Here is a 14,910-nt window from a genome sequence, read left to right on the forward strand (position 1 = left end):
TAGATGTTTGTCGTGCCATGAATTATATATTTGACAACGAAGATATAAAATCAATTCTTCTTTAATAGAACATCTTTAGAAATTTTAACTTGATTGATTTGGTTTTTGCCTTCTACAGCCGATATGTAATATAATATTTCATTTTTTTCGTCGTAAAAAGGTTGTCCATCAAATTCGGCTGAGTTGATTTTGCTTCCTAAATTTATTGGTTCACTCCAGTTTTTCCAAGTATCATCTTGTCTAAACGATACGAAAATATCGTGATTCCCTAGCGTGCTAAATCCATTGGAAGCAAATAATAATGTTTTTCCATCAGATAATAATTGAGGTGTAAAATCATCGTTTGCACTATTTATGACTTTACCCATATTTTGCAACATGCCATAAGTTCCGTCTTCTTTTTTATTAGCAAAATAAAGATCGACACCGCCTTGAGTAAAATCGGTTTCAACAGCTATTATCAATGTTTTACTATCATTAGTTATGGTTGCATCTGCAAAATCTCCATAACTGTTATAAGCAGCAACTTTTATTTGTCCTTGAGATTGAGCTTTCCCATCTACTAAATTAAAAATTTCAAATCCAGTATTATTAGAACCAGGAGTGTAAGTTGAACCGCCTTTTAAAACAAAACTTGAATTAACAACATCAACAAAATTATAATAATCGCCAGAATTTAATTGTGATTCTACTTGCTTATTCGACCACGAATCTCCTTTTTTTGAATAAGAAATAATTTCTTCTTTATCTGATATATTTATTGATGTAAACAATTTATTTCCGTCTTCAGAAATACAAACTGTTGAAGGAATAACCTCTGCTAAATCAACTTTTTGAACATTCGATAAATTTTCAAATTCAGGTTTTGAATTTATGCTAACTTCAATTGGAGTTTCAGAATCTGAAATTCCTATGGCGTCAATTTGTTTTTGACCCGGCAATATTGCAAAATTAAATTCTACTTTAACAGCAATTACACCTGAAACTGAATTATCTAATATTGCATATTCAATTCCCGGATTAAAGACATTGGGCACGTCTTGAATCTTTCTTCTTTTTCTTCCAAAGTAGTAAGCTCTGTCTGTATTTAGTGTCGTTCTGTATATTGGTGTTTTATAATTGGGTTTTCTTGACCAAACGTATTGAAACTTTTCGCCATCTGTAGAAACTGCAACAGCGACAACACAACCTGCATTAAGATTTTCGAATACCGCTACTTGCTTTACTGTTTGTGCTTTTTCAAAACCAACAATAACAGTTTCTCTTCCATCTAAAGCATTTTTGGGTGTCCAAGCATTACCACTATAACCACCTTGAGGAAATACATCTGGTTTTCCTAAAATTCTTTTTATTCCGAATTGTTTTCCACCTAAATCGGAAGAAAATTTTATCAACTTAGATGCCCATTGAACCTGTTGAGCATTAACAGAAAATAAAGCAAACAAAATAGCGAATAGATATAGATATTTTTTCATATGTTTAAATTTTATTTTTTTAGAGGTAACATATGGTATCGCCTATTTAATCATTGGTGTTTGTTTGCAACAAACTTTTTGTTAGTGGCGATTTCATAATTAATTCATTTAAAAAATGGGCTGCAACAAAGTCACAGCCCAAGCAACAAAGTGTAATAACCTCTAATTATTTACTTTGATTTTTTCTACTTTTTTACCTTTGAAAGCGAAAATGAATTCACCATCAGAAGTAATGTCGATTCCGCTACCATATTTTGGGCTTCCTCCTTTACCTTTAGATTGAACAGAACCTTTGGTTTCGCCATTAGTCATATCAATTCCATAAATAATATTTTTGCTATTTCTTTGATCTCTTAGATAGTAATTTCCTTCAACTTCATAGAAGAAATCAACACCTCTAATTTTGTCTGTTGCATAAGCTCTTGAACCATCTTTTTTGTTGTAAGAAGCTAATCCTTTTTCAGAAAGCACAACTACTTTATCACCAAAATCAATTACATCAGAAGCTTTTCCTACTCCTGCATCGTTGTGTTTTACATCAAATAATTGTTTTCCTGAAGCGATATCATATCCGTAAAACTCATCACCATCACCAACAAAAGCTGTTTTATCTTGATCAATTATGATATCTGTAATTCTCTTATCGAATTTTTCTGAACGCCATGATGTTAAACCTGTTTTATCATCGATTGCCAAAACTCCATTTTTTTGCGCTTTATAGTCCCAATAGATATAAGGAACGCTTTCTCTGTAAGTTCCTCCCATTGGAGATGATCTTGTTTCCATTCTATATTCTTGAACTTGAACTTTACCACCAATTTGAAGCATTATTTTATCACCTGTTTTGTATAAGTTTGGCATACTAAAAGCTCCAGTAATTTTTTCTGATGCCCATAATAATTTACCAGATTCTAAATCGTGTTTTTCAACATATTTAGTTCTATCTCTTGTACCTAACATCACTAAATAAACTGCATTTTCTTCAAATACTGGATCAGCAATAGTTCTGTAATATTTTTTGTTTGTTGAATTTGAGAACAAACCTTTTCCACCATCCATATCGTTTTCATAGATAGCTTCCCAAAGTTTTTGACCATTATTGATATTATAAACCTGAAGACCATTTAGATACATATAAATTTTATCACCTTTTATCCACAAATCTAGAATAGCTCTTCTTGTAACCAATTCTTTCTCAACAGTACCCAAGAAAGTTGCATCCCAAAGGACTTCACCATTTACAGCATTAATTTTTACTAACTGATTTTTGAATCCAGCGAATAAAGCTCCTAAAGCTGTTGGTTTGAAGTTCACCATGATAATTTCGTTTCTTTTAGCATCGTAAATGTATTTTCCAACACCTCCTTTAAAACGATTAGTTTCCCAAACTTTTTCACCTGTATTAGCTTTTACCAATATAACTGAAGCTTTTTGAGAAATTAAAAAAGCATCCAACTCTGAGATGTATTTTACAGTTTCCAACTCGCCTTGGTCTGCTCCATCTTCTGATTTTGTTCCTTTAGGCATCAAGTTTTGATATTCTTCAGAATTCCACAACTCTTTTCCAGTTGCAATATCTAAAACAGCTACTCTATCGGTTCCCATTTTTCTTTCGTCAAATAAGAACAAGTAACCACCTTTCTCTTTCCAAATAACATATTGGTATTCACTTTTGTTAGTTTTGTTTGTGGTAAGTTTTTTATAATCACCACTCCATAACATTTTTCCGTTGGCGTCTAATACAGTAGCAGAATTGTCATCTGTACCAAGAATATAAGAACCATCACCATCATTTACTGCCAATCTACTAGCTTTGTTATCAAATTCTGATTCCCAAACTGTAGAGAAATTTCCTGATTTTTTACCAGCCGATTTTCCACCGCCAGTTACTTTGCCTAATAATTTTCCAAATTGTGCATTGGATTGCAATGTTCCCATCATACAAATGGAAAGCATTAAAATTGATAATTTTTTCATTGTTAAATAATGTTTAGAGGTTGTTTTTAAAAGGTAATAGTGTAACGAATTTTATATCGTTGTTGTTTTTGAAGTTTGAATTGAAATTTGTGATCTAAAATGTAAGATGACATAAAATTGATAAAGTCAATGTTCTTTATATCACTATCAACTTTGAAGAAAGTTGCAACTTTACCATTTTGAACTACACTAATATCAATTACCATAGTTCCTTTTACGCCGGCAAATTTTTTGTTTTTCTTTTTTGTGAATTCTTGCGATTGAAATACTTCATCAATTTCTTTTGTCACAGTTTCTGCAACGACTTCTTCATCAGTTAAAACTGGTTTTTGAGCATTGATAGCAGGAGAAATTAAAAGTAAGAATGTTAATCCGAAAACAAGTCTGATTATACGCATGACTAATTTGTTTAATGTTACAAGGCAAACTTATAACTTAAACTAATCGAGGGAAATACGAAAAAATACGTATTTTAACTAAAATGCAAGAATGGCAATTTTTGCTGAAGTTGTTCTATTTTAGCTTCAAGGTTGGCTAAAAATTTTTGATGACTTTCAGAATTTGGATTGAATGGCCTGTGTTTTAAAGCTCTTTGAATTTCACAAACTTGATTCATTAATCCGAATTCACTTTCAGAAACGTAGTTTTCGAAGAATTTTATCCAAATATAATCGATAGCCGACTGACTTGGATGTAGCATATCATCGGCATAAAATCGATAATCACGAAGTTCGTCCATCATAATTTCGTAGGAAGGGAAGTAGGTTGTAGGTTGTAGGTTGTAGGAATGAATTGCGGAAATAAGATGCGCTTTGCTTCTTTGGTTTTCAACAAATCCATCTTTGATATGTCGCACAGGCGAAATGGTAAAAATAAAATTACAATTTGGATTAATTTTATGAATTAAATTGATTGAATTCTCAATTGATTTTTCAATAATTTCTACAGATAAAATTTCTTTATCAAATTGATTTTGTGGTACTTTATGACAATTGGCTACAATTTTATTTGACGCTTTATGTCGATAAACCCACGACGTTCCGTAAGTAAGAATAAAATGGGATGCTTCTATAATTTGAGTTCTAAAAAGATGTAGAACTCTATTTAAATTTTGTAATATTAATTCTGAAGAAGTATCACTTAAAATTGAATGAACTTCATAACAATGCCATAAATCGTTATGAAAAAAAATGTCTTTTTCTGTAAACTCAATTTTATTTACAGCTCTATTTATAAGATTTTCAATAGATATTGGATTAAAAATAATTCCAAAAGGATTTACACAATTTTGAAACTTAAAGTAATCAAATTTTTCTCCCATATTTTCAGCAAAACACGAACCAATAGAAATAATTTTAGAATTATAATCTATAGGATTTTGATATTTTGCAATTGGAACTTTGGTAGTGAAATTCATTTATCTATCTAAAAAATTAAAAATCTATAATGTCAAAAGTAATAATAAAAAATAATCCCGACAGTCAAAAACCATCGGGATTATTTAAAAAATCTTATTTATAATTTATTGATTATAAAAATATTGGTAAGTTCCACTCCAAGTTGAATTGACTAAATCTGTAAAAACTTCATTTAGTGGCATATTATTGCTGTTATATGTATAAGTTGACGTTTCTCTAGTTATGTTGTTCTTTTTAAACATCACAGGATTATTTGCAACACCTGAAAAACCAATGACTTCAGATGGTGATTCTAATTCAACTTTTGCATAACCTGTTACATTAATAAATGGATTTACTTTGTTATCAAAAGTGGTTTCTTGTACCTCTGTATATTCAAAAGAAGTTCCAGGATCGAAAACAATTTCTTTTTTATAACCTTGGTTATTTGCTACATAAATTGTTCCATTTGCTACAATATCACTTCCTTCATTGGTTACAAATGTAATAGTACCATTTGAGTTATAGGTATAATTGGTAACATTAACAGTAGTTCCATATATAGATGTACACTTTTTCAAACGCAAACTTGTATCGTATTCAAAATTTACTGTTTCTAACAAAACACCATTTAAATTGGCTTTTGCTTGAGTAATCAAATCTCCTGTATAGGTATATAAAGTTTCCTCAACTGAATTAGAAGTTGTATTTGTAAATTTTAAAATTTTTGTTCCGCTATAGAAAAATTCTGTAGTTTCTACATCACCATTGGTAAGGGTTTCAATAACTTTTGTAAGTAAGACCGGAGTATTACTTCCGCCACCGCCACCGCCATTGTTGTTTCCGCCTCCATTATTGTTTCCACCACTATTGTTGTTAGTGTTATTCAATAGAGCAGGATCAATAGGTTCAACTTCACATGAAGTGAAAATTGTCAAAATTAAGGCGAAGATACCAAGTGTTTTTTTCATTGTTTTATTTATTTGTGTCCAAATTAACGGATATTTTTTTAATAAAGTGATTAAATCGTAGGATAAATTAAAGGTAAACTACTCTTTTTTAAGTAACAATATATTTGTAAAAATTTTTTATGCAAAAAAACCTTATAATTTAAAACTAATTTAAATACTAAGGTTTTTAGTGACTTATCAAATGCTCAACTAATTAAAATTTAAATTTTAATAACTTGAAATCATTTTGCTCAGTATCTTCCTCAATTATGTAAATAGCATCTTTAGTAATTTTAGCATTATAATTTAAATCTTCTTTGGTTTTGGTTTTTAAAAACTCATCTATTTTAGGATTTAAAAAACTAGCAAATGCCGTATTGATATCAAAATTCTTATTCTCGTAACTGCTTATTGTATATCCAGTTGGAAAAGCTTTTACTCTAATTGCATTAAGCTTTAAAGCTTCAATTTTAAAATCGTATTTCTTATTTTTAATAATTTTCCCATCTACTGAATTCAACAAAAACATTTGAGCATATTTTTCATGAAAACTACTCATGTTTAATCCTATTTGATTACCATTAATCAAAACAAAATCCACAGAAACTGCTATTGGACGCTGTGTTGTATTAAATCCTTTACTGTCAACAATTTCTTTTTCATTTTTCCAAACTAATTCACCATCTGAGTTGTATTTGTAAATGTAAAATCCGTTGAAATTGACTTTATTTATTTGCGAACTTTTAGTATTGGAATACAAACCATAAATGTAAAAGAATTCATTATTTCCCTCAACATATACATTACCTGTTGCAAATTCACTTAACAAACCTGCATTATACATACTAGAATAAATAATTGTTCTTGTTCCTAATCCTGAATCAGATAAAGCAAAATATTTCCCTTTTAATGTAATTGGAATGCTAAGCGTTTTTACAACATTTCCATCGTAATCATAGGAAACAATATTGTATTGATTTTGAGTTCTCTCTTTATTCAACTCTTTATTAATCATCAAGAACTGATTATTATCGAATTGAGCTACTTCCCATTTTTGAGACTTTTCTTCTTTGCCCTTTTTAACATTTTTATCTGGAGTTGAAGAAATTAAAGCTGTAAATTCTGGAAACTTTAATTCAATAATTTTTTTTGACAAATCATTCAAGTCATATCTGTAAAAATAAACTTCTTTAGAATCTTCATTTTTTTTACCTTCTTTTTTGTAACCAAAAAAACAAGAAAAATTATCGTTATTTATAAAAAACTTAGTGTTAAAATCTTTAAATTTTTTCCCTCCATCGTGTTCAAATGCCCTGGTATTCCCTTTTTCATCTTGAACTAAATCATCATCATATAGTAAAGTATATTTACCTGTAATTGTTGGTTGAAAATCATAATATACTTGTGGATCGTTCATTCCTCGACCAAAAAAAGCAGGAAGTCCTTCGTATTTAGAAATTAAATTTTTAGTGAATTTTAAATTGAAATCACTATCATAACAAAAAATATTTAGATCTGTTTTAGATTTATCGTTTCCTGTTATAAAATAGCTTAAACCATTTTGTGTAAAATCATGACTTAAATAACGATTTTTTTCTTTTAGTGTAATATCTAAACTTTTATCCTGAGCATTAGCGAAGAATAAGAACCCAAAACAAAAGAACAATAGATTTAATTTTTTCATATTTATTTTTAATTTAATTATCGAATATTTATTAATTTTTGTCAAACTAATTTTATTTAAGATTTGTTATAAAATCAACCGCTTTCCCCAAAGCATTCTTTATTCCTAAAACATTTTTTCCTTTTCCAGATGCGAAGAATGGTTGTCCACCACCATTTCCATCGATGTATTTGCCTAATTCTCTGATTACATTTCCTGCATTTAATCCTTTTTCCGCAACTAATTCTTTTGAAATGTAGCAGTGAATATTAGGTGCATTATCTTCAACTGAAGCTAAAAATACAAATGAATTTGGTTTAGAAGTTCCAATTACTTGAGCTAAATCTTTAGTTGAACTCATTGACAAATCAACTTGTTTTGCTAAAAAGTTAATTCCGTTTATATCTTGAAAATCTGAAAGTAAATTATCTTTTAATCCATCCACTTTTTCTTTTAACAATTGCTCAATTTGTTTTTTCAATTTCGCATTATCCTCTTGCAATGAAGCTACCGATTTTAAAACATCTTGAGGATTTTTTAAAGTTTCTTTGATTTCAGCTAATGTAGTTTCTTGATTTTTATAGAAATCTTTCACAGCATCACCAGTAATGGCTTCAATACGACGAATTCCTGCGGCAACTGCTCCTTCAGAAATGATTTTGAAATGCCAAATATCCGCAGTGTTTTTTACGTGAATTCCACCACAAAGTTCTTTGCTTTCGCCAAATTCTATCATTCTTACTGAATCACCATATTTTTCCCCAAACAAAGCCATTGCACCTTTATCTAACGCTTCTTGAATTGGAATATTTCTATATTCTTGCAATTGCAATTGTGCTTCGATTTGCTCATTTACACTTGCTTCTACTTGACGCAATTCTTCATCCGAAACTTTAGAAAAATGTGAAAAGTCAAAACGTAAGTAATTTGGATTTACCAACGAACCTTTTTGCTCAACGTGTGTTCCCAAAATGTTTCTCAAAGCCAAATGCATCAAGTGCGTAGCCGAGTGATTTTTGGAAGTTGACGTTCTTAAATCGGTGTTTACTTTTGCTACAAAACCAGCTTCAAGATTTTCTGGTAGTTGTTTTGCAAAATGTAATATTAAGTTGTTCTCTTTCTTTGTATCAATGATATCAATGGTTTCGTTTGCAGAAACTAATGTTCCTTTATCACCAACTTGTCCTCCACCTTCTGGATAAAACGGCGTGTTGTCTAAAACAATTTGGTATAAAATCCCATCTTTTTTAGAATCTACTTTACGAATTCTGGTGATTTTTACTTCATTTTCTGTTTGGTCATAACCTACGAACGTTTCCACATTTCCAGGAATTAAAACTGACCAATCTTCAGTTGAAACTTCTGAAGCTGCACGAGAACGCGCTTTTTGTTTTTGTAATTCAGATTCGAAATCTGACTCGTTATATGAAAATCCTTTTTCTTTTAAAATTAAAGCCGTCAAATCTTTTGGAAATCCGAACGTATCGTACAATTCAAAAACTTTTGCGCCTGAAACTTCTTTTCCTGATGTTTCGGCAACTACTTTATCTAATAATTGTAAACCTTGATCTAAAGTTCTTAAGAAAGAAGCTTCTTCTTCACGGATTACATTAGTAACCAATTGTTGTTGCGATTTGATTTCTGGGAAAAATTCACCCATTTGATTTGCTAAAACTTCTACCAATTTATTGATAAAAGGTTCTTTAGTATTCAAAAATGTAAATCCGTAACGAATCGCACGACGCAAAATTCTACGAATTACATAACCTGCACCAGTGTTTGATGGAAGTTGTCCGTCAGCAATAGCGAAAGCTACAGCACGAACATGATCTACAATTACACGAATGGCTATGTTAGTTTTATTTTGTTCTTCTGAAACGTTTTTAACTTCATTTGAAGTATATTTCAAACCTGTAATTTGTTCTACTTTTTCGATTAGCGGAGTGAAAACATCCGTGTCGTAATTGGAAGTCACATTTTGCATTGCCATACATAAACGCTCAAATCCCATTCCGGTATCAACGTGTTGCGCTGGTAATTTTTCTAACGAACCATCAGCTTTACGGTTGAATTCCATGAAAACGTTATTCCAAATTTCAACCACTTGCGGATGATCGGCATTTACTAAACTTCTTCCTGAAACTGCTGCTCTTTCAGCATCGGTTCTTAAATCGATATGAATCTCTGAACATGGACCACACGGACCTTGATCGCCCATTTCCCAAAAGTTGTCTTTTTTATTTCCAAGTATGATACGGTCTTCTGGAACATATTGTTTCCAAATATCCCAAGCTTCTTGGTCGAAAGCAACATTTTCTGCAGGATTTCCTTCAAATACAGAAACATACAAACGGTCTTTGTCTAATTTTAAAACTTCTGTAAGAAATTCCCAAGCCCAATCCAATGCTTCTTTCTTGAAATAATCTCCAAACGACCAGTTTCCAAGCATTTCGAACATCGTGTGATGATAAGTATCAAAGCCTACATCTTCCAAATCATTGTGCTTTCCTGAAACACGAAGACATTTTTGCGTATCGGCTATTCTTGGACTTTTTGGAGTTCCGTTTCCTAAAAAGTATTCTTTGAATTGCGCCATTCCTGAGTTATTAAACATCAAGGTTGGATCGTCTTTAAGCACAATTGGTGCCGATGGAACAATTAAATGTCCTTTTGATTCAAAGAAATTGAGATAAGCTTTTCTAATGTCTTGCGATTTCATTATTTGGTTTTTATTTATTTTCTGATATTTTTTTTAATTCTTGTAATGCTAATGGAAACTTTTCGTTCATATAATCAATGTATTCTGGAACGCAGTCAATTTCGGCAGTAACGGTTGTAACTCCGTTTTCGTCATTTAATTTATAGGTTTCAAAACTTCCGGTCCATTTTTCAGCTTCAGCATCAATTGGCAATTCTTTTAAATCTTTCAACATTCCAATGTGTTTAAAAATAATCAATTTATTTGGAATAAGATAAAAAACATCGCTATACATTCCTTCAAAAGATGGCGCAATAAAATGAATTCTGCTTCCTAGTTCAATTTCACCTGTAAAATAAGTTCCTGCACAAAATGGCGTTGTCCATTCGGTATAAGATTTTTTGTCCCACATTTTATTCCAAACTGTTTCTGCTGAAGCATTAATTTCTTGAGTGAAAACTATTTTTTTAATTCCGTAAAGGTAGTTTCTCAAATTGGTTTTTACTAGAGCATTCCAACCCATTTCATAATTGGCACTAGTAAAATTGGTCCAGCATCTGCAAAACTTTCAACACCTTCGTGAGTCAATGTAACTTTTGATTTTCCATCAATCTCATCAATATTCCATGTTAAAACAGAAGTTCCATTAGATTGTTCTGGGTGAGTCCAAGTGTGTTGCAATAATTTATTTTCTTCCACTTGCAAAATTTCACCTTCGTGAAGATATTCTTTTTTCTCACCTTCATAAAAGGAGAATTTCTTCCCAATATTTAAATTGAAATTTGCTATATCAAAATACCAAATTTTCATACTTTCTGAATTTGTCAATGCTTCCCAAACTTTCGATTTAGTAGCATCGAAAACAGCTTCTACTTTTATTACACCCATAATTTGAATATTAATACACGAAATTAGTACGATTTAAAAATAAAAAATAGTTTAGTTTGAAACATTTCTTAAATTTGTTCGTATAACCATTGTTATTCTTAAAACGATTACAAAAATAGTATAATTTAAGAAATGTCGAAGAAAGTTAAGTATTATTACGATCCAGAAAGTTTAGCTTACCGAATAATTAATCCTCAGAAGAGGAAAAAATTTGGATATGCTTTGTTATTCTTGATTGCGTCGGCCTTATTTGGATTTCTTTGTTTTGTAATTTTAATGAATACACCCTATTTTGAAACACCAAAAGACAAGATTCAAGCCAGAGAAATTGAAAATTTGAAGTTGAGTTACGCTCTTTTAAATAAAAAAATTGAAGATATCGATCAAGTAGCTTCCGATTTGGAAGAAAGAGATAATAATTTATATCGCGTTTATTTTAACTCCTCGCCCATTTCAAACGAAAAACGAAGAGGAATTATTGACAGAAAAAGATATAAAGAATTAGAAGGATTTAATAATTCCGACTTGGTTATAAATACATCTGAGAAAGTTGATGCTATTTCAAAAGCATTGGCAGTTCAATCAAAATCATTGGACGAAATTTTGAAATTGGCAAAAGCAAAAGACAAATTATTGAGTGCCGTTCCTGCAATTCAACCTGTTAAAAATGAGGATTTGAAGCATATGGCATCTGGATTTGGATACAGAACTGATCCGTTTACAAAAGCAAGAAAAATGCATGAAGGAATGGATTTTACAGCCAAAACCGGAACTCCAATTTATGCTACTGGTGATGGTGTTGTGAAAAGTGCAGATAATTCACTTTCGGGTTATGGAAATCATATTGAAATTAATCATGGTTTTGGCTATTTAACATTGTATGCACATTTAAGCAAGTACAAAGTAAGACCAGGACAACGAGTAAAACGCGGTGACATAATAGGATATGTAGGAAGCACAGGAAGAAGTCAGGCGCCACATTTACATTATGAAGTTCACAAAGACGGAAAAGTAACAAATCCGATTAATTTTTATTACGGAAATATTTCGGCAGCAGAATACGTAGCAATTTCAAAAATTGCTAATCAAGAGAATCAGTCTTTAGACTAGTGTTCAGTGTTCAGTGTTCAGTGTTCAAAATTAAATAAATAGAAAAAAATGCACATAGAATTATCAAAAGATAAATTATATTTTAGTATTGGTGAAATTGCCGAAGCTTTTGATGTAAACGCATCACTTATAAGGTTTTGGGACAAAGAATTTGACATCTTAAAACCAAAGAAAAATGCCAAAGGAAATAGAATGTTCACACAAGAAGATGTGAAGAATTTACAACTAATTTATCATTTAGTAAAAGAACGTGGATTTACTTTGGAAGGAGCAAAAACGCATTTAAAAGAAGGTCAGAAAAAAACCTTAGACAAATTTGATATCATTTCAAAACTTGAAGGAATCAAAGCGGAGTTGACAAACATTAAAAACAATTTGTAAAATGAATAAAAATACAGCTCCATATAGTTATCTAGTATCCTTTATATTTTCAGTAATAGGTGCATTAATGAAAATTCAGCATTATCCTTTTTCAGAAGTTTTTCTATCGTTAGGAATAATAGCTCTAATTATATTTATCATAGCAGCTATTATAGAAGTTAGTCGTTCTAGGAAAATTTCAGATTCTGAAAAATTCATGTGGAAGGTTGGTTTTATAGCATTTGGAGCCATAGCTGGTTTAGTATATTTGGTTTCCGCAAGAAAACGAATCGTATAAATTGGCATATAAATTGAGAAGAATAAATAAACTTAAAAAACAATAAATAAACTTAAAACAATTAGAAATTATGAGAAAATTTTTGCCTTGGATAATTTTAGCAGCTGTAGTATTAATAGGATACAGCTACTTCAAAGGAATCAATAACACAGCAGTTACTCTTGAACAAGATGTAAAAGAAAGCTGGGGTAATGTACAAACAGCTTATCAAAGAAGAAATGACCTTATTGGAAATTTAGTAAAAACCGTTCAAGGTGCTGCAGAATATGAAAAAGGAACTTTAACAGCAGTTATTGAAGCACGTGCAAAAGCTACTTCTATGACAATTGACCCTACTAACATTACTCCTGAACAATTAGCACAATTTAACCAAGTTCAAGGTGGAATGAGCAGTGCTTTATCAAGATTATTGGTAACCGTTGAACAATATCCAAGTTTGAAAGCTAATGAGAACTTCTTGAAATTACAAGATGAATTGGCTAGTACAGAAAATCAAATTTTGACAGCAAGAACTCGTTACAATGAAGCAATCAAACCGTACAATAATCACGTAAAAGTATTCCCAAATAGTATTTTTGCAGGTTGGTTTGGATTTAAAGAAAAACCATTCTTCGAAGCAGTTGCTGGTGCAGATAAAGCTCCAGATGTGGAATTTAATTTTGAAAAAAAAGAAGATAAAAAATAATGTCAAAAGTAGAAGATTTTTTAACTAAAGCCGAAGAGGAAGAAGTAGTTGAAGCTATTCGTTTGGCTGAAAAAAATACTTCAGGTGAACTTCGTGTGCACATAGAAAAAGAAACATCCATGGCTCCTATTGACAGAGCTGTGGAGGTTTTTAATCTTCTTAAAATGGAAAACACCAAAGACCGAAATGGTGTCATTATTTATGTGGCTGTAAAAAGTAAACAATTTGCAATTTATGGTGACAAAGGTATTAATGAAAAAGTTGCTGATGATTTTTGGAATTGTACCAAAGACATCATGCTAAACCATTTTAAAAACGGCAACAACAAACAAGCATTGGTTGATGGAATTAACAATGCAGGCGAACAACTAAAAAAACATTTTCCTTTTCTGGATAATGATACTGACGAACTTTCTAACGAAATATCAAAAGGATGATACAACTAGTTTTTAGAATCGTAAAATTCTTGTTGATTGCTTCATTATTGTTGTTACATCAGCTTGGTTTTGGGCAATTTAAAATTCCACCAAAACCTGATTTTGAGACTTCTGTCTATGATTATGCAAAACTTTTAAATGCTAACGAAAAAGCAGCTTTAGAAGACAAACTAATTAAATATTCAGATTCTACAACTACCCAAATTGTTGTAATTACAATAGAGGATTTGAAAGGTGAAGCGGTTGGTGTATTAGCAACTAATTGGGCTCATAAATGGGGAATCGGTCAAGCTGACAAAGATAATGGTGTCATTATTTTAGTTGCTAAAAATGACAGAAAAATGAGTATTAGGCCAGGATATGGTGTTGAAGATCGATTAGTAGCAGGAATTTGTGGTGAAATTAATAGAAATGTTATAACACCTGAATTTAAAGCAGGTAGCTATTATAACGGATTAGATAAAGGTGCTGATGCTATTTTTAAAGTTTTAACAGGAAAATATAAAGGAACTCGAATTGAAGATTCTAATGATAATAGTATTTTTCCAATACTTCTTTTCATAGTTATTTTCGTTGTAATAATGATTTTAGCCTCCAAAAATAAAGGCGGTGGAAATTCAGGAAATTCATCTGGAGGACCAAGTTTACTAGATATTATCATATTAAGCAATATGGGAAGAAGTTCTGGTGGAGGAAGTTTTGGTGGTGGATTTGGAGGATCATCTGGCGGAGGCGGTGGTTTCGGCGGTGGTTTCGGCGGTGGAGGCTTCTCTGGAGGAGGTGCTGATGGTAGTTGGTAACCAAGAATTTAAAAAATCATTTTATATAAAAAAGGCTTTCTAAATTTAGAGGGCACTGAAAAACATCGTTTATTTTGATTAGCACCGTTTTTTAGAGAATAAAAAAACGCTTATAGTAGGATTTTATACATCCGTTATAAGCGTTTTACTTTTTGCAACTGTTTTTTATTGT

General features: G+C 31.1%; 15 protein-coding genes. 6 read left to right on the forward strand and 9 right to left on the reverse strand.

The annotated features are described in order from the left end of the window. Positions 1-50 precede the first annotated feature (50 nt). The 9 genes from ACIQ06_RS12825 to ACIQ06_RS12865 all read right to left on the reverse strand — a co-directional run bounded on the left by ACIQ06_RS12825 (position 51) and on the right by ACIQ06_RS12865 (position 11,048). The gene (locus ACIQ06_RS12825; protein ID WP_396146923.1) at positions 51-1,475 is read right to left on the reverse strand and encodes a hypothetical protein; all 1,425 of its coding nucleotides are present in this window, start codon (positions 1,473-1,475) and stop codon (positions 51-53) included. A 162-nt stretch (positions 1,476-1,637) separates the two neighbouring features. Beyond that, entirely contained in the window at positions 1,638-3,452 is a 1,815-nt protein-coding gene (locus ACIQ06_RS12830) for a PQQ-binding-like beta-propeller repeat protein (RefSeq protein ID WP_396146926.1), read from the reverse strand. Positions 3,453-3,478: 26 nt separating this feature from the next. Further along, positions 3,479-3,850 (reverse strand): hypothetical protein, encoded by a 372-nt coding sequence (locus ACIQ06_RS12835; RefSeq protein ID WP_396146928.1) that lies wholly within the window; start codon positions 3,848-3,850, stop codon positions 3,479-3,481. Between the two features lie 74 nt (positions 3,851-3,924). After that, the gene (locus ACIQ06_RS12840; protein WP_396146931.1) at positions 3,925-4,869 is read right to left on the reverse strand and encodes a GSCFA domain-containing protein; all 945 of its coding nucleotides are present in this window, start codon (positions 4,867-4,869) and stop codon (positions 3,925-3,927) included. Between the two features lie 105 nt (positions 4,870-4,974). Next, positions 4,975-5,820: a hypothetical protein gene (locus ACIQ06_RS12845; RefSeq protein ID WP_396146933.1), complete on the reverse strand. Its 846-nt coding sequence runs from the start codon at positions 5,818-5,820 to the stop codon at positions 4,975-4,977. 193 nt (positions 5,821-6,013) lie between these two features. Then, the gene (locus tag ACIQ06_RS12850) at positions 6,014-7,483 is read right to left on the reverse strand and encodes a hypothetical protein (protein WP_396146935.1); all 1,470 of its coding nucleotides are present in this window, start codon (positions 7,481-7,483) and stop codon (positions 6,014-6,016) included. 52 nt (positions 7,484-7,535) lie between these two features. Further along, positions 7,536-10,181 carry an alanine--tRNA ligase gene (gene alaS / locus ACIQ06_RS12855; protein WP_396146937.1) on the reverse strand — a complete coding sequence of 882 codons (2,646 nt, stop codon included), beginning with the start codon at positions 10,179-10,181 and terminating at the stop codon, positions 7,536-7,538. Positions 10,182-10,191: 10 nt separating this feature from the next. Then, a complete protein-coding gene (locus ACIQ06_RS12860; RefSeq protein WP_396146938.1) occupies positions 10,192-10,653 on the reverse strand; it encodes an SRPBCC domain-containing protein in 462 nt (153 codons plus the stop codon). A gap of 11 nt (positions 10,654-10,664) precedes the next feature. Beyond that, positions 10,665-11,048: an SRPBCC domain-containing protein gene (locus ACIQ06_RS12865; RefSeq protein ID WP_396146940.1), complete on the reverse strand. Its 384-nt coding sequence runs from the start codon at positions 11,046-11,048 to the stop codon at positions 10,665-10,667. 132 nt (positions 11,049-11,180) lie between these two features. On the opposite strand from ACIQ06_RS12865, the gene ACIQ06_RS12870 reads away from it, so the two are divergent. The 6 genes from ACIQ06_RS12870 (at position 11,181) to ACIQ06_RS12895 (ending at position 14,738) form a co-directional block, all read left to right on the forward strand. Continuing rightward, a complete protein-coding gene (locus ACIQ06_RS12870; RefSeq protein ID WP_396146942.1) occupies positions 11,181-12,158 on the forward strand; it encodes a M23 family metallopeptidase in 978 nt (325 codons plus the stop codon). A gap of 48 nt (positions 12,159-12,206) precedes the next feature. Next, on the forward strand, positions 12,207-12,539 hold the full coding sequence (locus ACIQ06_RS12875; RefSeq protein WP_298120414.1) for a MerR family transcriptional regulator: 333 nt from the start codon (positions 12,207-12,209) through the stop codon (positions 12,537-12,539). 67 nt (positions 12,540-12,606) lie between these two features. Further along, positions 12,607-12,816, forward strand: coding sequence for a hypothetical protein (locus ACIQ06_RS12880; protein ID WP_396146944.1), 210 nt, complete (start codon positions 12,607-12,609; stop codon positions 12,814-12,816). Between the two features lie 70 nt (positions 12,817-12,886). Next, positions 12,887-13,501, forward strand: coding sequence for a LemA family protein (locus tag ACIQ06_RS12885; protein WP_396146946.1), 615 nt, complete (start codon positions 12,887-12,889; stop codon positions 13,499-13,501). Continuing rightward, positions 13,501-13,938 carry a TPM domain-containing protein gene (locus ACIQ06_RS12890; RefSeq protein ID WP_396146948.1) on the forward strand — a complete coding sequence of 146 codons (438 nt, stop codon included), beginning with the start codon at positions 13,501-13,503 and terminating at the stop codon, positions 13,936-13,938. The genes ACIQ06_RS12885 and ACIQ06_RS12890 overlap by 1 nt, the downstream gene beginning before the upstream one ends. Next, on the forward strand, positions 13,935-14,738 hold the full coding sequence (locus ACIQ06_RS12895) for a TPM domain-containing protein (RefSeq protein WP_396146950.1): 804 nt from the start codon (positions 13,935-13,937) through the stop codon (positions 14,736-14,738). Before ACIQ06_RS12890 ends, ACIQ06_RS12895 begins: the two co-directional genes overlap by 4 nt. The last annotated feature ends 172 nt before the right edge of the window (positions 14,739-14,910 follow it).

This window comes from Flavobacterium sp. (assembly GCF_044341265.1).
In the GTDB taxonomy this organism is placed as follows: Bacteria; Bacteroidota; Bacteroidia; order Flavobacteriales; family Flavobacteriaceae; genus Flavobacterium.